Origin of the sequence: Halorubrum rutilum, from assembly GCF_042665015.1 — an archaeon.
Classification (GTDB): Archaea; Halobacteriota; Halobacteria; order Halobacteriales; family Haloferacaceae; genus Halorubrum; species Halorubrum rutilum.
In genome coordinates this window covers 113,794-128,426 of the sequence record NZ_JBHTBL010000001.1, presented here as the reverse complement: position 1 = coordinate 128,426, position 14,633 = coordinate 113,794, and the positions used below count along the sequence as shown (strand labels likewise).

Annotated in this window: 19 protein-coding genes and 1 tRNA gene; 8 read left to right on the top strand and 12 right to left on the bottom strand. The window is 64.1% G+C overall.

Annotated features, from left to right (window positions below):
• Positions 1–8: 8 nt before the first annotated feature.
• From ACFQMF_RS00715 to ACFQMF_RS00705, 3 genes are read right to left on the bottom strand one after another with little or no spacing between them, the layout of a single operon-like run.
• Positions 9–956: a DUF4268 domain-containing protein gene (locus tag ACFQMF_RS00715; RefSeq protein ID WP_256407202.1), complete on the bottom strand. Its 948-nt coding sequence runs from the start codon at positions 954–956 to the stop codon at positions 9–11.
• A gap of 44 nt (positions 957–1,000) precedes the next feature.
• Positions 1,001–1,273: a DUF8112 family protein gene (locus ACFQMF_RS00710; RefSeq protein ID WP_465261783.1), complete on the bottom strand. Its 273-nt coding sequence runs from the start codon at positions 1,271–1,273 to the stop codon at positions 1,001–1,003.
• Positions 1,270–1,743: an SWIM zinc finger family protein gene (locus ACFQMF_RS00705; protein ID WP_379791392.1), complete on the bottom strand. Its 474-nt coding sequence runs from the start codon at positions 1,741–1,743 to the stop codon at positions 1,270–1,272. The genes ACFQMF_RS00710 and ACFQMF_RS00705 overlap by 4 nt, the downstream gene beginning before the upstream one ends.
• A gap of 386 nt (positions 1,744–2,129) precedes the next feature.
• Between ACFQMF_RS00705 and ACFQMF_RS00700 the strand changes: the two genes are divergently transcribed.
• The 3 genes from ACFQMF_RS00700 (at position 2,130) to ACFQMF_RS00690 (ending at position 3,549) form a co-directional block, all read left to right on the top strand.
• Complete coding sequence (locus ACFQMF_RS00700; RefSeq protein WP_256407200.1) at positions 2,130–2,393, top strand: hypothetical protein; 264 nt, start codon at positions 2,130–2,132, stop codon at positions 2,391–2,393.
• A gap of 309 nt (positions 2,394–2,702) precedes the next feature.
• Complete coding sequence (locus tag ACFQMF_RS00695) at positions 2,703–3,251, top strand: type IV pilin domain-containing protein (protein WP_256407199.1); 549 nt, start codon at positions 2,703–2,705, stop codon at positions 3,249–3,251.
• Positions 3,252–3,339: 88 nt separating this feature from the next.
• Positions 3,340–3,549, top strand: coding sequence for a YgaP-like transmembrane domain (locus ACFQMF_RS00690; RefSeq protein ID WP_256407198.1), 210 nt, complete (start codon positions 3,340–3,342; stop codon positions 3,547–3,549).
• 472 nt (positions 3,550–4,021) lie between these two features.
• On the opposite strand, the gene ACFQMF_RS00685 is transcribed toward ACFQMF_RS00690, so the two are convergent.
• Positions 4,022–4,828 (bottom strand): AlbA family DNA-binding domain-containing protein, encoded by an 807-nt coding sequence (locus ACFQMF_RS00685; RefSeq protein WP_256407197.1) that lies wholly within the window; start codon positions 4,826–4,828, stop codon positions 4,022–4,024.
• 152 nt (positions 4,829–4,980) lie between these two features.
• Positions 4,981–6,081, bottom strand: coding sequence for a tyrosine-type recombinase/integrase (locus tag ACFQMF_RS00680; protein WP_256407196.1), 1,101 nt, complete (start codon positions 6,079–6,081; stop codon positions 4,981–4,983).
• Between the two features lie 135 nt (positions 6,082–6,216).
• Here ACFQMF_RS00680 and ACFQMF_RS00675 point away from each other — a divergent pair.
• The 4 genes from ACFQMF_RS00675 (at position 6,217) to ACFQMF_RS00660 (ending at position 8,993) form a co-directional block, all read left to right on the top strand.
• Positions 6,217–6,300: transfer RNA gene (locus ACFQMF_RS00675), tRNA-Ser, on the top strand.
• Positions 6,301–6,631: 331 nt separating this feature from the next.
• The gene (gene sod / locus ACFQMF_RS00670) at positions 6,632–7,231 is read left to right on the top strand and encodes a superoxide dismutase (protein ID WP_256407195.1); all 600 of its coding nucleotides are present in this window, start codon (positions 6,632–6,634) and stop codon (positions 7,229–7,231) included.
• A gap of 524 nt (positions 7,232–7,755) precedes the next feature.
• Positions 7,756–8,088, top strand: coding sequence for a DUF5827 family protein (locus ACFQMF_RS00665; RefSeq protein ID WP_256407194.1), 333 nt, complete (start codon positions 7,756–7,758; stop codon positions 8,086–8,088).
• Entirely contained in the window at positions 8,085–8,993 is a 909-nt protein-coding gene (locus tag ACFQMF_RS00660) for an ATPase (protein ID WP_256407193.1), read from the top strand. The genes ACFQMF_RS00665 and ACFQMF_RS00660 overlap by 4 nt, the downstream gene beginning before the upstream one ends.
• A gap of 30 nt (positions 8,994–9,023) precedes the next feature.
• Here the strand turns inward: ACFQMF_RS00660 and ACFQMF_RS00655 are convergent, their stop codons facing one another.
• The 3 genes from ACFQMF_RS00655 to ACFQMF_RS00645 form a co-directional block, all read right to left on the bottom strand.
• Positions 9,024–9,506: a hypothetical protein gene (locus ACFQMF_RS00655; protein ID WP_256407192.1), complete on the bottom strand. Its 483-nt coding sequence runs from the start codon at positions 9,504–9,506 to the stop codon at positions 9,024–9,026.
• A gap of 145 nt (positions 9,507–9,651) precedes the next feature.
• Positions 9,652–10,002 carry a 4a-hydroxytetrahydrobiopterin dehydratase gene (locus ACFQMF_RS00650; protein ID WP_256407191.1) on the bottom strand — a complete coding sequence of 117 codons (351 nt, stop codon included), beginning with the start codon at positions 10,000–10,002 and terminating at the stop codon, positions 9,652–9,654.
• A 490-nt stretch (positions 10,003–10,492) separates the two neighbouring features.
• Positions 10,493–10,942 (bottom strand): DUF7124 domain-containing protein, encoded by a 450-nt coding sequence (locus ACFQMF_RS00645; RefSeq protein ID WP_256407190.1) that lies wholly within the window; start codon positions 10,940–10,942, stop codon positions 10,493–10,495.
• Between the two features lie 96 nt (positions 10,943–11,038).
• Between ACFQMF_RS00645 and ACFQMF_RS00640 the strand changes: the two genes are divergently transcribed.
• Positions 11,039–11,866: a BtpA/SgcQ family protein gene (locus ACFQMF_RS00640; protein WP_256407189.1), complete on the top strand. Its 828-nt coding sequence runs from the start codon at positions 11,039–11,041 to the stop codon at positions 11,864–11,866.
• Positions 11,867–11,884: 18 nt separating this feature from the next.
• Here the strand turns inward: ACFQMF_RS00640 and ACFQMF_RS00635 are convergent, their stop codons facing one another.
• The 4 genes from ACFQMF_RS00635 to ACFQMF_RS00620 are packed head-to-tail and all read right to left on the bottom strand — an operon-like array spanning position 11,885 to position 14,633.
• Positions 11,885–12,904 carry a carbohydrate kinase family protein gene (locus ACFQMF_RS00635; protein ID WP_256407188.1) on the bottom strand — a complete coding sequence of 340 codons (1,020 nt, stop codon included), beginning with the start codon at positions 12,902–12,904 and terminating at the stop codon, positions 11,885–11,887.
• Between the two features lie 27 nt (positions 12,905–12,931).
• Positions 12,932–13,528: a nucleoside deaminase gene (locus ACFQMF_RS00630; protein ID WP_256407187.1), complete on the bottom strand. Its 597-nt coding sequence runs from the start codon at positions 13,526–13,528 to the stop codon at positions 12,932–12,934.
• Between the two features lie 58 nt (positions 13,529–13,586).
• Entirely contained in the window at positions 13,587–13,931 is a 345-nt protein-coding gene (locus ACFQMF_RS00625; RefSeq protein WP_256407186.1) for a hypothetical protein, read from the bottom strand.
• A 6-nt stretch (positions 13,932–13,937) separates the two neighbouring features.
• Positions 13,938–14,633 (bottom strand): hypothetical protein, encoded by a 696-nt coding sequence (locus ACFQMF_RS00620; RefSeq protein WP_256407185.1) that lies wholly within the window; start codon positions 14,631–14,633, stop codon positions 13,938–13,940.

The window sequence follows — 14,633 nt, the reverse complement described above, 5'->3', positions numbered from 1 at the left end:
ATAAACTATTATAACCGCTGAATCCGGTCGTAGAACACGTTGTGGAACTGTTCGCCGTGTTCAACCATCCATTCGAGGTATTCGTCCCATTGGTCTTGGTCAGTCACATCAGCCGACTTCGTGGCAACGATACGGCTCCGTTCCTTCCCGGCTCGCGTCTCTTCAGGTTCGTGCCAGGTTAATTGTCGGTCGAACTCCGATTCGATTTGTTGTGACTGGTCTATCAACTGCCGATACGCTTCGGCGTTATCTCGAATAATGAGTTCAGCTCGGAGTTCGTTATCGCGGGAATTGAGAATGAAGGCGAGTTCAAAGCCAGTTTTCCCAATCGGATTGTTGTACCAGTGTTGTGGGTTCGGTTTCCGAGCGCTCAAGGGCGTCTCGCGGTCCTCAATCCGGTCCCGAAACTCGGTCCAAAACTCTTCCTGTAATTTCTCCGTGTCCGTTAGTTCGCCCTCTGACCGCTTGGCCTTCTCCTTCCACTCGCTCGGCTCTGCGACAGGGTTCAGTCGGACAGCAGGGTCAGACTCACCAATCTTCCATACTTCGAGCCGTATAGCGAATAGGTCCACACCCTCGCGGCTGTTCTCGTTAAGCCACTGAATCGCGTCTCGGTGTTCGTCGTGAAATCGAGGTGAAATCCACACGATAATGTCAGCGTCAACGCCCGAAGCATAGGCAATTGATTTCCCCAAGTGGTCGTGGTCCGAGGGGTTCAGTTGGTTTTCAATGACGACGTTTCGATTGTCGTCTACGACTTCAGCGAGAATATCGACGTTGTAGCGTCCGACGCTCTTCTCTTCCTCGATTATCTCAAGGTCTAACCCCAACGAGTCTTCTAACTCCGAAACGTCTTCGGCACGTATCTCACTCGCTATCCACGGGGTGAACTCTTGAGCCTCGTGTTCCCAATACTCGCGTACCTCTTGGGATTCGAGCGAAGCAAAGTTTGGCATACAGCGAAACAGCGAGCCGATTATCAAAAATCTGCCTGCTACGTCTACGGTCTGCTTCGGTCAACGGTCTTGACACCAACCAGCCGCGACCCCCAATACACGGCCTCGACAATCACCTCGTCGGCACCATCCGTGGGTAGTCCGATAGTGCGGCTTCCACAGTCGCACATCACTCGCCGGACGACCCACCCATCGGCGTCGTAGTAGGTCGAGTAGACTACCGCCATGTCGCCCGTCCTGATACCCCTATTACACCGGTCGCATATGTGGCCTACCTGTACGCCGTTCAGCGCCGCCGCCGGAGATGGTCGGGTCACTGCCCATCACCCGCCGCGTGCGGGTTTGGTTCCTCGAATCCCTCACGATAGCAGGGCCAACAGCACAGCCCGAGGCCATCGTTCCACTCGCCACAGTCGCAATCCTCGGGACGGTCGTCGTTCCGGTCGTCAGTACCGAACTCTTCGAGGGCCGCAGTTCCTCCATCAGCGCGAACTTGCTGGTCTTCGGTGGCCGCTTCGAGGACTGGTTCTCGAATCGCTACGGCTACCATATGCTTACACACGCCGGGCTGGTACTCCCACGCTGGACACGTACAGTGCGAGGGGATACCGCTCTCGACATGGACGGTGTAAGTGTGGTTGCCAGCGTCCCCATGCGACCCATTCGTCACCTCTACGTTGCCGTCACCGAGAAGCGCGAACTCGAACGCTTCCCAAGCCGCTCGTTTCTCTACCTGTTTGTCGGCGTCGAGTACGTCCACCACATCGGTAGGGGATAGTGCCGCCATCGTTACCCCTCGATGTAGGTGACGAACTCGTTCCCGCACTCGGTACAGCGGTGGGTGTAAGTCACAAAGTCACTGTAACCGACCGACTTGCTGGTCCGGATGGCGTCAATACCGCAATCACACGGCCAACCGGAGTCCAGATGGAATCCCGGTAGCTGGCGAAGTATCTGTCGTTCAGTACACTCTTCACTCTCGGCGTTCGATGTTGTCATGGCCTTGTCGCCTCCAAGTGAGAAGGCCTCGTCCGGTGTTGTCGCACCGGGCGTTTTCGCGCGAATCACGCCCCAAGAGACGAGTCCTTCTCTATCTATACCTTGGAGGGCATGGATATTAAGTGTACTGCCTTGGACGGCATAGTTAACTGATTACGCGTAATAGAAGCCTGTATGAGCGAAGATACGAAACCGGGGCCTACATCGAGAGTGAGTGGAGATGAAATCATCAAATTGTTTCGAGACACGGACGACCCCGTACTTTCGACTGCGGAAGTGGCAGAACAGGTGCCGCTAAAACGACGCGCTACCTACAACCGGCTCCGCTCACTGGCTGACGAAGGTCGATTAGAGAGCAAGCAGATTGGGGGTCGAAACATGGTATGGTGGCTGGCCGAATCCGAGAAACTTCAACCGCGCTCGTTTATCGAACAGTGAAACCGACTCATAGAGAGTTATAGAGTTATAAAACGCTATTCAGGCGCTCTAATGGTTGTGGCTCTGGTTCATCTCCGAAAGGAACGATACCACTCGCTCCGTGACGAACGCACTCACAGCGCACTCACGGCGCTCTCACGGCTCGCTGTCGGTTCGACTATCTCCGAAAGTCAGGGTAGAGGGGTCAATACACTCGTTCATGGCAGAATAAGGAATGAATAGCTGACCAGCCTTGTTTATTGATGACGAGTCCAGCTTTCGCTATCGATACAAACACATTAGAGTTAGTACACTACTACATTGTGTAGAGTGAGCGCTCCGTCGTCATCACGGGCTGTTTCATCTGTTGTTGCGACAGTCTTGATGGTCGCAATAGTGGTTATACTGGCCGCTACAATGTCTGTCTATGGGCTTGGGTTTGCTGACGATATAACCCGACCCGGACCCCTCGTCGGACAGTCAAGTGGTGAGCTTGTCTCTCAAGATGGTAATGATGGGGGTGTTATCCGGATAACACACATCGCAGGCGATAGAATAAAAACAGGTGATTTAGAAATCGCTGTCGACGCGCAGGACGCCTGCGGGAAGTCTGGTCGATTAGTGAACCTGCCAGCAAGTGGTGGCGACCCGCAACCAACGAGCGAGTACGTTCGTGGCGACGATATTTTCGACAACTCGGCTAATTCAGTAGGTGGGCCAATTGGAGAGGCTGGTGGCGTGTGGGAACCGGGCGAAACAGCAACGTTCCGGTTAGCCAGTAGTGAGTGTACACTCAATAGTGGCGATAGCATAACCGTTCGCGTCGTCCACACGCCGACGAACTCGGTCGTAATCAAGCAAACACTGACCACAACGTAGGCGAGAAAATACTCCGCCCTCGTCGCCCGGCTGGAGTTCTGAAATCCACGAGAGAAAATACAAGCCAGTGGCGTCCCATTCCGTTGACATGGCAGAAACAAACGTCGGTGGCCGCGACCGTCTCGCCCGCGCATTGCTCGCCGCCCTGCTGACCATCGTGGCTGTCAGCACACTCCGAAAGGGGAAGCGCAAGACTGGCTTGCTGGCTCTCGTCGGGGCGCTCGGGTTGGGATTCAACGCGACGACCTGCTTCTGCGGGCTGAACAAGACGCTCGGTATCGACACGACTGACGAGTAGACGCCGGTCAGAGCCGCAAGACGACTCCGAGAAAATCCTATGTTAGCATAGCGGCGACACAGCCCTGTTCTCGACGCCGCTCAAAGCGTTAGAGACGGTTGTGGACAAGGACTATTTAGCGTCGATTGAATGATTCTATGACAATGGTAGAAGAGCGACTATCTTACGACGAAGACGTTCGGAAAGACCCTACCAGCGGACGGAAGGCTAACTTCAAACAAGGCTGGACGCGAGCCGTGGAAGGTCAAGAGTACGAAGGTGTGCTTGAAGAATTGACGTGGAACAATCTCGGTTGGCGACTCGGTCGTGTTTTCGGTGACACACCAGAGTACCTCCGAGACGAAATGTACGAGTGGTGTAAGGAACAGAGAGACGCCACAGACGACTCATAATTATTCCCTGCTTATTTTAAGGGAAGAAATAACCAGCCTTCGTCGTCCGGTTCAAGTTCTACCGCCACTCTTCATGTCTGTCACAGAGCGAGGTTCTCAATACCGAGTCGTTTCTCAATTCTGATTTTCTTTTGTTTTATCAGATGGGATATGTACTCTTCGTAGTCTTGGTTGGGATAGTGTGGATTAGGTCTTGTTTCTTCATGCGGGAATGTATTCAACGCACCCGCAAGAGCCGCTAACGAAGAAATAGTCTTTTTCCTGTCAATCTCGTTGTAGAGCGTTTTCAGTTGTCTCAACTCTTCATGGAGTTCTGCTGTTTCCTTTTCGACACCACTTTCTCGTCTTCTTCGCAGGAGTGACTGTACCTCTTCATAATTCGCAACGCTACTTTTTGTATTCCTTCTCACATATATACTGCCTTCGTCGATGTTTTTCCCGGCGTTCGTTGCTACAAGAGGGACAAGTTCACCTGCGCCATTAATGAAGAGGGCTTGAAATGTATGGCCAGAAATTCCATCATCGTATACTTCCCCGTATGAGAATGTCTCCAGTGAATAAACATCATGCGCAGAGTCAGGAAGATATTTTTCGACCTTGTTTCCAAAGTCGGATTCATCAAGAGGGTCGTCTACACCAGATGATTCGAGTGATTTATCTCCGGCTTCTTCTACACCGATTATGATAGCACCCCCACCAGAGTTAGAGAAGGCCAAGATATGTCGGGCCAATTGTGAACGTTCGTGCCACTCACTCTTGAAGTCGAGATAATCGTATTCTTTGTCGACGCTCAAAATAGCCGGAAGATTATCTTTTGATGGAGAAGTAAAGAAGCGCTCTAAATCGTCTTTGATTGACTCTTGATATTCGAGGTCGTCATTGGCCATGTGTAGGCTACTCTCGCCCATTTGCCAAAGAATTGTCGTTACAAATACTTTAGAAAATAGAAGTAATGGTGCGGAAAGGCAGGACAAACCGAAAGAGGCTACGGCGAACTTGCTTCTGGATTCTACAATCCTTGGACACTTGAGGTAGGGCATCACCCCATCCTATCGAGCGCGTCCCGGCGGTCTTCGACCGGCGCTTGGTCATACTTCGCGGTCGTTTTGATACTACGATGGCGAAGCTGTGATTGCGCGGCGGCCAGCCCTTCTTCGCGCGCCATATAAGTGCCAGTCGAGTGCCGAATCGCGTACCAACTAATATCGCGCTCAATCTCTGCGAGGTCACACACGGCGTCGAGGACGTAGCGGAGCGACGACGCACTGTAGGGGTTCGAGTGTCGCGTCAACCAGAGTCGGTCAGAATCTTCATACTTTTCGTACATTTCTCGTTCTTCGAGCCAGCGGGCGAGATATTCAGTCGTCTCACGGCGCAGGCTGACTGTCCAATTGTCTTCGTTCTTTGAACTCTCCGCCTCTGGAATACGAAGGGTGGCATTCTCTACATCTACCCAATAGGTTCGAGCGCGGCCAACCTCTATGGGACGAAGGCCTGCGTCGAGTGCCGTATGGATGATTGATGGATATTTGAAGCCGTTCGCACGGTCCCAATCGTTTCGTGAGACTTCGGACGTTGGCTTCCCGTATCGACGAGCGAGGAACCGCTTCCACTTCGTTCGTTCCTCGGGTTCGAGTGCCGCGTAGGCGGGGACAGTTCCGTATTCGAGCGCGGCCTCGCGGAGCGCAGTTCGTTCCTCGTCGGACAAGAAGTCCCGAGGTTGCGAGACACCTGACGACGAACTGATGGTAATGTCTGGCTCCCATTCGTTTCCTTGGAACCGAAAGTAGGCAAGCAAAGCCAGTTTCGTGTTGTGTAGGTGGGTCTTTGAATACTCGTCGTCGGCCAAGAGCAAGGACCGAAGGTAATCTTCTGCGTCGTCGTGGTCAACGTCGAGTGTGTACCTGTCACGCGACCACATCTCGCGCAGAAATCTATCTATGATACTCGCGTAGTTCTTCGTGGTGTGGTGTGCGTACCCTTCGAGCGCGTCCGGGTTCTTTCCTTGTCGCGCGAGCCATTTCAGTAATTTTCGGCGGTGACTCTTGTAGGCGACTCGTTGGCGTTCATTGAGGTAATCGCGGGACGGACGGGGAATAAGAACGATACCTTCAACTTTCTCGGGGTTGTTTCGACTCATAGTCCCTGTATGACGGCGATTTCAGCGGTTTCGGCGCGATTCAATCGAGGCACAATGGAACGTGTCAATTTCATTGGTTTCGTCCTCGAAGGCGCTGAAATCGCATGACGTGACGGGGACGCCCACAGATTGCTCGGTGGGATGGCAGAGTGGCCCATTGCGCCGGTCTTGAAAACCGGTAGCCTCACGGCTTCCTGGGTTCAAATCCCAGTCCCACCGTGAGCGCGCGGTGCACCCCGCGCCGCGCACGTTTCGTGCGGGATTCGAATCAGAGAGCCGCAGTGCCCGAACGGGACCCCTGCAGTCACCCGATCAGGTCTTCTGTGTGACCCTCACTCCACCAGTGGAGAAAACGGAATTAGTTACGTCCACGCGAACTCTGGTCTCGCTCGACGCCAACCGGAGTCCCCGCTCCGTGCGCCTGGAACCGCAATCATACCGCTAATCGCCCGAATCGAACGACGACGCTCGCGTCCGGTGCCGTGTGTTATCGCGTGCCGCATTATCTTTAACAGGTTTCCAACACATGTTAGGAGTAGGTGATACAAGCATGAGCTACGAACTCGATCCGCTACCGTACGAGTACGACGCGCTGGAACCGCACATCTCCGAGCAGGTGCTCGAATGGCATCACGACACCCATCACCAGGGGTACGTCAACGGCTGGAACTCGGCCGAAGAGACGCTCGAAGAGAACCGTGAGTCCCACGACTTCTCTTCGTCGGCCGGCGCGATCCGGAACGTGACCCACAACTCCTCGGGTCACATCCTCCACGACCTGTTCTGGCAGAACATGTCCCCCGAGGGCGGCGACGAGCCTTCGGGCGCGCTCGCCGACCGCATCGAGGAGGACTTCGGCTCCTACGAGGCCTGGAAGGGCGAGTTCGAGGCCGCCGCCGGCAACGCGTCCGGCTGGGCGCTCCTGATGTACGACACGTTCTCGAACCAGCTCCGCAACGTCGTGGTCGACAAGCACGACCAGGGCGCGATCTGGGGCGGTCACCCCATCCTCGCGCTGGACGTCTGGGAGCACTCCTACTACCACGACTACGGCCCCGCCCGCGGCGAGTTCGTCGACAACTTCTTCGAAGTCGTCGACTGGACCGAGCCGTCCGCCCGCTACGAGCAGGCCGTCGACCTCTTCGAGTAAGCGCGTTCGAGAGGACGCGTTACGCGCGTCGAGATCCGCATTTTTCGCGGTACGCCGCCCGAAAGCGACGGATTCGTTCGGGCCGACCGATGTACGAGTAGTCGCCGATAGATTAGCGGAGAACGGCCTCGACGCCGGGAAGCCACGTACACTCGGTTGACGCTGGATTACTGACGAAGACCTCCAAAGCCCCAGCCGCGAGGACTCGATGGCCTCGCTGCGGTCCTCGTCGCTCACTCCGTTCGCTCCTGCGGTCCTTACGTCGGCCGTCTTCGTCCTCGCGGCTGCCCCTTTGAGTCCCACCCCGCACCGCACAGCGACCGCACCTCTCGCCTCCCCAGCCTCGTCGGTGGTCCTCCGCTTCGCTTCGGACCACCGACTCCCTCGCGCGTGCTGACTCGCGGCCTGTCGGCCGCTCGCAGGCACGCGCCGCCGCGGTGGATCGTGTGGGCTCGGACGGTCGTGCGCCGACCGATTCGATCCGTATCGGCAGCGTTTACGGAGCCGCCGCCGTACCGCCGGCCATGCCCGAGCCGAAGTCGACGTTCGACGCGACCTACCCGTGCGAGTTCTACGAGCCCGCGGAGCTGTTCGAGCCGGACCTGATGTACACCGTCCCCGAGATCGCCCGGCTCCTGCAGGGGTTGGAGCCGGACGCGCAGGTCGACCCCGACACCGAGGCGGTCCTGATCGACTGGGCGATCCCGTGGGTGATGACCCACGCCGAGGACGTCGTCATCGCGGAGCCGTTGGAAGAGGACGGCCCCGGCTACTACGGGGTCGCCGAGCACGCGATCGACGAGGGGGCCGACGAGAGCGGCGGCGACGCCGACGCGAGCGACGGATCCGACGCGTGAGCGGGAGCCGACCCGACGACGCGCCGGTCCTGCTCGTCGCGGGCGGCGCCCGCGTCGACGCCGGCAAGACGACGTTCTCGACGGGGCTGGCCGCGTGGCTCGCCGAGCGACGCGGCGACGCGGTCGGCGTCAAGCCCCGCGCCGGCAACGACCACTGGTTCGACCACGACGACTACCGGATCGCGACCGACGGCGGCCGGCTCTACGGGAAGGACGCGCGGCGCCTCGCGGCCGCGAGCACCCGACCGCTCGCCGCGGTCGGCGGGGGGCGTCGCCCCGAGACGGTCGCGCCCGAGTCGATCAACCCCGTCCACCGGCTCTGGCGGCCGACGCCCGGGCGGACCGGGATGCTCGGCGACGCGGACCGCACGTTCCTCTGCGACCGCGTCACGGGCGCGGAGGGGAGCCGGTTCGTCGTCAACGGCGCGGCCGAGGCGGCGGGGCTCCTGCCCGACGACCTCGCGGCGCGGCTCCCGCTCGCGGACGCGACCCGCGTGGACGACGTGGCGGCGTTCAACGACGTGATGGCCGCGGAGTACCTCCCGGCGTTCGACCGGCTCGCGGAGCGGATCGCGGCGACGGCGGTCCCCGTCGCCGTCGAGTCGTACGCGGACGTGGCCGACCCGCTCCCGCGGGGCGGACCGGTGGCGCCAGACGCGGTCGCCGTCGTCGACCCCGGACGGGCGCGGATCTACGCGGGCGACCGCTACGCGAAGGCGCGTGCGGTCGCCTCGAGGAGCCCCCGCGAGGGGACCATGGAGGAGCACACGGGGACCGTGACCGACATGATCGAGCCGGTGGCGACGGTCGATCTGCCGGCGCTCGGCGGCGAGGTCCGGGGGGATCCGGAACGGGTCGTGGAGCGCTACGGGACCGCGTACGAAGCGCTGTTCGAGGCGGTCTGACGGCGGGCGAGGAGCGGGACGGCGCGTCGGCTACGCGTTCCGCTTCGTGTAGTGCTCGATGGCGGACTCGATGGAGGAGAGCTCGGCGTTCACCCGCGAGTCGGCGACGCGCATGAAGCCGGGCGTGTAGGAGGCGGAGTAGTCGAAGATGGCGTTGACGGCGCGCTTCGGCGCGGAGACCGCCGCGAAGTCGGTGACGGTGTAGACGCGGGTCGTGGGGAACGCGGTCCAGAACGTGCCGGAGACCCAGCGGTCCTCGTCCTCGAAGGTCGTGCCGACGCGGCCGGTCGCGAGGTACTCGCCGTCGTGGTAGAACAGCAGGAGGTCGCCCTCGGACATTCGCTCGAAGGTGGAGCCGTTGCCGCTCTCGTCGTCGACGGCCCACAGCCGGGCCTCGTCGAGGTCCGCCAGGGGCTCCGGCCGGTCGTCGTACTCGGTGAGATCGACCGCGGACCGGACCGTTCGGTCGAAGTTCTCCGGGTCGATCGGGACCAGGAAGACGTTCGCGCTCATTGCCTCCGTTTTCGCCGGGAGGGTTTTAAACCCGTCCGTTGTCGCGTCGCCCCGGTCAGGAGACGACGCCCGATCGATTGACGACGCCCGATCGGTGGACGACGCTCGACCGGAAGGGCGGGTTGACGCGTCCGGGGCGGGCGGCTCAGTCGTCGCCGTAGCCCTCGTAGATCCGGTCCATGCGCGCGGCCATCACGAAGTCGGACTCGTGGAGCCCGCCGATGTCGTGGCTCCACATCTCGACCCCGACCTCCCCCCACGACAGGTGCAGGTCTGGGTGGTGCCACTCCGCCTCGGCGAGCTCGCCGACGTCGTTGGTGAACGCCAGCGCGGACGCGAAGTCGTCGAACTCGTAGGTCGCCTCCAGGTGGTGGTCGTCGACGACCTCCCACGCGTCCCCGAGCTCGGCGAGGTACTCGGCGTACCCGTCCTCGGTCAGCGGCTCGTCTCCCTCCTCCGACGGTTCGACCGGCTCGTCCGCGAGCGATGACGCCATGCGACGGCGTTGGGCGACGAGCGGCTTGTACCTTCGGTGCCGGACCGAGTGTTTGCGAGAGTCGCAGGGTTCGACGGGCCGGTGGCTTCCGGAGACTCATTCGGTCGTTCGTACGAGTCTGACGACGAACCGAAGGCGAACATCTCCGAAGTCCCAGCGGCTCGGCGATACGTGACTGCGTCCACCGAGAACACCGCCAAAGCCCCAGCCGCGAGGGCTCGGTGCGGTCGCTGCGGTCCTCGGTCGCTCGCGAGGCTCGCTCCCTGCGGTCCTCGCGTCCCGCGCCGTCGCCCTCGCGGCTGCCCCTTTGAGTCCCGCCCCGCTCCGCCCAGCACAGCACCTCACGCCTCCCCAGCCTCGTCGCTCACGCCCTGCGGGCGTTCGCGACTCCCTCGCGCGTGCGACTCGCACCCTTCGGGCGCTCGTCGGCACGCGCCACCGCGGTATTAATTCTGAATCGTCGGCGCGGCGAACGGGATTCGACCGTCGCTCAGCCGATCCGATCGCTCACCGCACGGCGGAGACGGTCGAGAAGGCCGGGGTCGTCGTTGGATCCGGGCTCGCCGAGCTCCCAGTCGGCCCGCTCGGCCGCCTCGCGGACGTCGCGGTACTCGAAGCCGACGTGCGTCGCGACGCGGCGGTCGGAGGAGTCGGTGCCGACGAACACGTGCCGCGGCGTGTCGGCCTCGCCGTAGACGTCGCCGAGCGTCCCCCACTTGTCCCAGTTGCGGAGCGCGTAGTCGTTCTCGACGCCGTGCTCGCGGACGAACCGCTCGACCGCGTCGGCGTCGTTGGCGACGATCCCGACGTACCGGCTCCAGCGCCGGGCGTCCGCGAAGGCCGCCGGGGGATCGGCGAGCCGCCGCGCCGCGCCGAGCGAGAGGACGAGCGTCAGCTCGCCGCTCCGGGTCGCGGGGTCGTCGTCGACGTCGAGGCTCATGGGCCCTCGTCGGGGGATTCGACCGCGGTCGACTAAACCGTGTGGGGGCGGGTATGGGAGGGGCTTATGAGGGGCGCGGGCGTCGCTGCCGGTGACATGGAGTTCGAGACCACCTTCGGCACGGACGCCCCGGTGATCGGCATGGTACACCTCCCGCCCCTCCCGGGCGCGCCGAAGGCGCCGGCCGACGGCGCCCGCGCGATGCGGGAGGCGCTCGACCGCGCCGCGGCCGACGCCCGCGCCCTCGACCGCGGCGGCGTCGACGGGATCGTGGTCGAGAACTTCGGCGACGCCCCCTTCTACCCCGACGACGCGCCGAAACACGTCGTCGCGGCCGTCACGCGCGCCGCGACCGCGGTCGCCGCCGAGACCGACCTCCCGCTCGGGGTCAACGTCCTCCGGAACGACGCCGAGGCGGCCCTCTCCGTCGCGGCCGCGGTCGGCGCCGACTACGTCCGCGTGAACGTCCACACCGGCGCCCGCGTCACGGACCAGGGGGTCGTGGAGGGGCGGGCCCACGAGACGCTCCGGCTCCGGGAGGCGCTCGGCGTCGACGTCGGGATATTCGCCGACACCGACGTGAAACACTCCGCGCCGCTCGCGGCCGAGGGGTACACCGCGGAATCGTTCGCCGACACCGCCGAGCGGGGCCTCGCCGACGCCGTGATCGCCTCCGGGCGGGGGACCGGCGAGGCGACGGACCCGGAGGCGCTGGAGGCGGTCGTCGCCGAGCGCGACGCGCACGGGCTCGACACGCCGGTCCTCGTCGGGAGCGGGGTCAGCGCGGAGACGGTCGGCGACGCCCTGTCGGTCGCCGACGGCGTCGTCGTCGGGACGGCGCTGAAGGAGGGCGGCGAGACCACCGCCCCGGTCGACCCGGACCGGGTCGCCGAACTCGTCGCGCGGGCGGACGAGGCGCGGTGAGTCCGGCGCCGGTCCGGGCTACTCCCGCTCGGCGAGGAACCGCTCGACCGCCTCGCGGGTCGGGAGCCCGCCCTGCGCGAACCGCTCGGTACAGTTGATCGCGGCGACCGCGGCCGCGAAGCGGACGCCGTCGGCGAGGTCGTCGCCCTCGATACCCGTCGGGGATCCGCTCCCCGCGACCCACCGGTCGATCAGCCCCGCGACGAACGCGTCGCCGGCGCCCGTCGCGTCGACCACGTCGACGTCGAAGGCGTCGAACCGCCGCGAGTCGCCGGCGGCGACGACCGTCATCCCGTCGGCGCCGTGGGTGAGGACGGCGCGCGGCCGGCCGTCGGCCGCGGGGGTGGCGCTTCGGGTCCCGCCGGCCGCGCCGTCTCGCGCCCGCTGTGCGGCCGCGATCCGGTCGACCGCGGCCGCCTCGCTTCCGAAGTAGGCCGCGGCGGCGACATCGCCGGCGACGAACAGGTCGGCCCGGTGGAGGAGGCGGTGAACCGTCCCGGGCTCGGTACCGCGCCCGACCAGCTCCTCGACCGGCCCGGAGAGGTCGAAGACGAGCGCGGGCGGGTCCGCGGTCGACTCGACGACCGACAGGACGCCCCGCGAGACCGCGTCGGGCGTGTAGCCGGTGAGGAAGGCGACGTCGGCCGCGGCGATCGCCTCGCGGTCGCCGGGAGCGAGCCGGAGCCCGCGGAAGCTCTCGCCGGTCGTGACGATCGCGCGCTCGCCGTCGGGCGCGCTGAGGACGAGCGAGCGGGTGGTCGGGTCGTCGCCGACCGCCACGCGCGAGGCGTCCACGCCCGTCTCGGCGAGGTAGCCGCGGGCGCGACGGCCGTACTCGTCGTCGCCGACGCGGCTGACGAGGCCAACGTCGCGGCCGAGGCGATCGAGCCCGACGGCGACGTTCGCGCCCACGCCGCCGAACGCGGTCGTTACCTCGCTCGCGAACGCGCCGCCGTCCGGCTCGGGGAGGTTGCTGACGGCGTACCACTCGTCGATCGCCGCGGCGCCGACCGCGACGATCGAGGGCGTCCCGCTCATGACGCCCGCAGAATTCGACCCCGCACGCTACGACTCCCCGGCGGACCCGTCCCCGTTCTCGTCCCCGTCCCCGTAGAACGACTCGTGGACCGCCATCGCGGCCTCGGTCGCGATCGGCCCCTCGACCGTCGTCTCGCCGTCGGCCCGGCGGATCACCTCTTCGCAGGGAACGGCGACGACGTCGCCGGTGAGCTCGTCGAGCGTCTCGCCCGCGACGCCGAAGACGACGCGGCCGAGCCCGGCGTAGTGGATCCCCGTCGCGCACATCGGACAGGGCTCCGTGCTGGCGTACATCGTGCAGCGCGCCCGTTCGTCGGCGTCGAGCTCGCGGCCGGCCCGCCGCGCGAGCGCCAGCTCCGGGTGCGCCGCGAGGTCGTCCTCGGTCCTGGTCTCGTTGCGCGCCTCGGCGACGACCTCGCCGTCGACGACGAGGAGCGCGCCGAACGGGGTGTTCCCGCGCTCCACCGCCTCCTCGGCGAGCTCGATCGTCCGGTCGACGAGCTCGCGGTCGCGGTCGGTGACGGCGGCGTCATCGTCGTCGTCGGAATCGGCGGCGTCATCGTCGACGTCGGGAGCGGCGGCGTCGCTCTCGGCGGTCCCGTCTCGCTCGTTCGGATCGGTCATACGGGAGTGTTCGGCCCGGGACACCTAACGTTTCGTGAGACGGGCGGCGTCGGCCCGGTCAGGACGCGTCTCGATCGGCGCCGTCGGGGTCACCCGGGTCGCCGTCGGAATCGGAGTCAGCGGCCTCGTCGGGGTCGACGTCCCCGTGAGAGTCGGCGTCCCCGTCGGCCGGCGCGGCCTCCTGCGACCGTCGCACGTCGCGGAGCGCGTCGACCGCGTCGTCCGTCGCCGCGGTCCGGGTCTCGGTCGCAGCGCTCGGGTCGAGCCCGGTCGCCTCGTCGCCGCCGGCGCTCTCGCCGTCCTCGGCGGTCGCCGCTCCCTCGGAATCGGTCGACGACGCCGCGCTCTCGTCGTCGCCGGCCGTCCCCGCGATCCAGGCGCGCAGTCTCGACAGCAGTCCCATGGGTCGTCAGTAGTTCCTGAACAGCAGCGCGCGCACGTCGTCCTTGGTGCGCGCCGTCTCGACGTCGCCGTCGGGCAGTTCGACCTCGTACCGCGCGTCGCCGTCCCCCTCGCTCCACTTGTCGTCGTGGGTGTCGAGGAGGCTCATCATCGCGTCGAGCTGGTCGGATCCCCCGCCGTCGTCGCTCTCGGTCGCCGTCTCGTCGGTCTCCCCGTCGCCATCGTCCGTCTCGTCGCCGCCGTCGAGTTCGACGCCGGCCCACGCGAAGGGGTCGGCCGACAGCGACTCGGCGGCGTCGAGCGTCGCCTCGACCAGCTCCGCTTTCGTCATGTCGCTGCGACCGGTCACGTCGAGCGCGGCCGCGACCTCGTACACGTCCGGCTCCTCGGCGGCGTCCGGATCGGCGTGGCGCCGCGGGCGGGATTCGAGCCGCTCCCGGGCGTGCTCGCGGTCGAACGGCGGGGCGCTCTCGTCCGCGGTCCGGCCGTCGGTCGGCGCCCCTTCGGTCGCCTCGTCGCCGCCGAGCGCGGTCGCGTCCGCGGCGCGCTCCGGGTCGTCGACGGCGTCGGCCAGGTCGAGGAGGTACGCGAGCGCGTCCTCGGTGTCGACGGAGGCGTACGGGCCGGCGTGGGCCGCCGCCAGCTCCTCGCGGAGCGACTTGATACGGTCGCGGTGGTCGTCGGTGATGTCGATGGTCGGCAT

Excerpts from the sequence above, each read along its gene's own strand:
- ACFQMF_RS00715 (WP_256407202.1), bottom strand. The coding sequence starts at position 956 with ATGCCAAACTTTGCTTCGCTCGAATCCCAAGAGGTACGCGAGTATTGG.
- ACFQMF_RS00705 (WP_379791392.1), bottom strand. The coding sequence starts at position 1,743 with ATGGCGGCACTATCCCCTACCGATGTGGTGGACGTACTCGACGCCGAC.
- ACFQMF_RS00700 (WP_256407200.1), top strand. The coding sequence starts at position 2,130 with ATGAGCGAAGATACGAAACCGGGGCCTACATCGAGAGTGAGTGGAGAT.
- ACFQMF_RS00690 (WP_256407198.1), top strand. The coding sequence starts at position 3,340 with ATGGCAGAAACAAACGTCGGTGGCCGCGACCGTCTCGCCCGCGCATTG.
- ACFQMF_RS00685 (WP_256407197.1), bottom strand. The coding sequence starts at position 4,828 with ATGGCCAATGACGACCTCGAATATCAAGAGTCAATCAAAGACGATTTA.
- ACFQMF_RS00680 (WP_256407196.1), bottom strand. The coding sequence starts at position 6,081 with ATGAGTCGAAACAACCCCGAGAAAGTTGAAGGTATCGTTCTTATTCCC.
- sod (WP_256407195.1), top strand. The coding sequence starts at position 6,632 with ATGAGCTACGAACTCGATCCGCTACCGTACGAGTACGACGCGCTGGAA.
- ACFQMF_RS00665 (WP_256407194.1), top strand. The coding sequence starts at position 7,756 with ATGCCCGAGCCGAAGTCGACGTTCGACGCGACCTACCCGTGCGAGTTC.
- ACFQMF_RS00655 (WP_256407192.1), bottom strand. The coding sequence starts at position 9,506 with ATGAGCGCGAACGTCTTCCTGGTCCCGATCGACCCGGAGAACTTCGAC.
- ACFQMF_RS00650 (WP_256407191.1), bottom strand. The coding sequence starts at position 10,002 with ATGGCGTCATCGCTCGCGGACGAGCCGGTCGAACCGTCGGAGGAGGGA.
- ACFQMF_RS00645 (WP_256407190.1), bottom strand. The coding sequence starts at position 10,942 with ATGAGCCTCGACGTCGACGACGACCCCGCGACCCGGAGCGGCGAGCTG.
- ACFQMF_RS00640 (WP_256407189.1), top strand. The coding sequence starts at position 11,039 with ATGGAGTTCGAGACCACCTTCGGCACGGACGCCCCGGTGATCGGCATG.
- ACFQMF_RS00635 (WP_256407188.1), bottom strand. The coding sequence starts at position 12,904 with ATGAGCGGGACGCCCTCGATCGTCGCGGTCGGCGCCGCGGCGATCGAC.
- ACFQMF_RS00630 (WP_256407187.1), bottom strand. The coding sequence starts at position 13,528 with ATGACCGATCCGAACGAGCGAGACGGGACCGCCGAGAGCGACGCCGCC.
- ACFQMF_RS00625 (WP_256407186.1), bottom strand. The coding sequence starts at position 13,931 with ATGGGACTGCTGTCGAGACTGCGCGCCTGGATCGCGGGGACGGCCGGC.
- ACFQMF_RS00620 (WP_256407185.1), bottom strand. The coding sequence starts at position 14,633 with ATGCCGACCATCGACATCACCGACGACCACCGCGACCGTATCAAGTCG.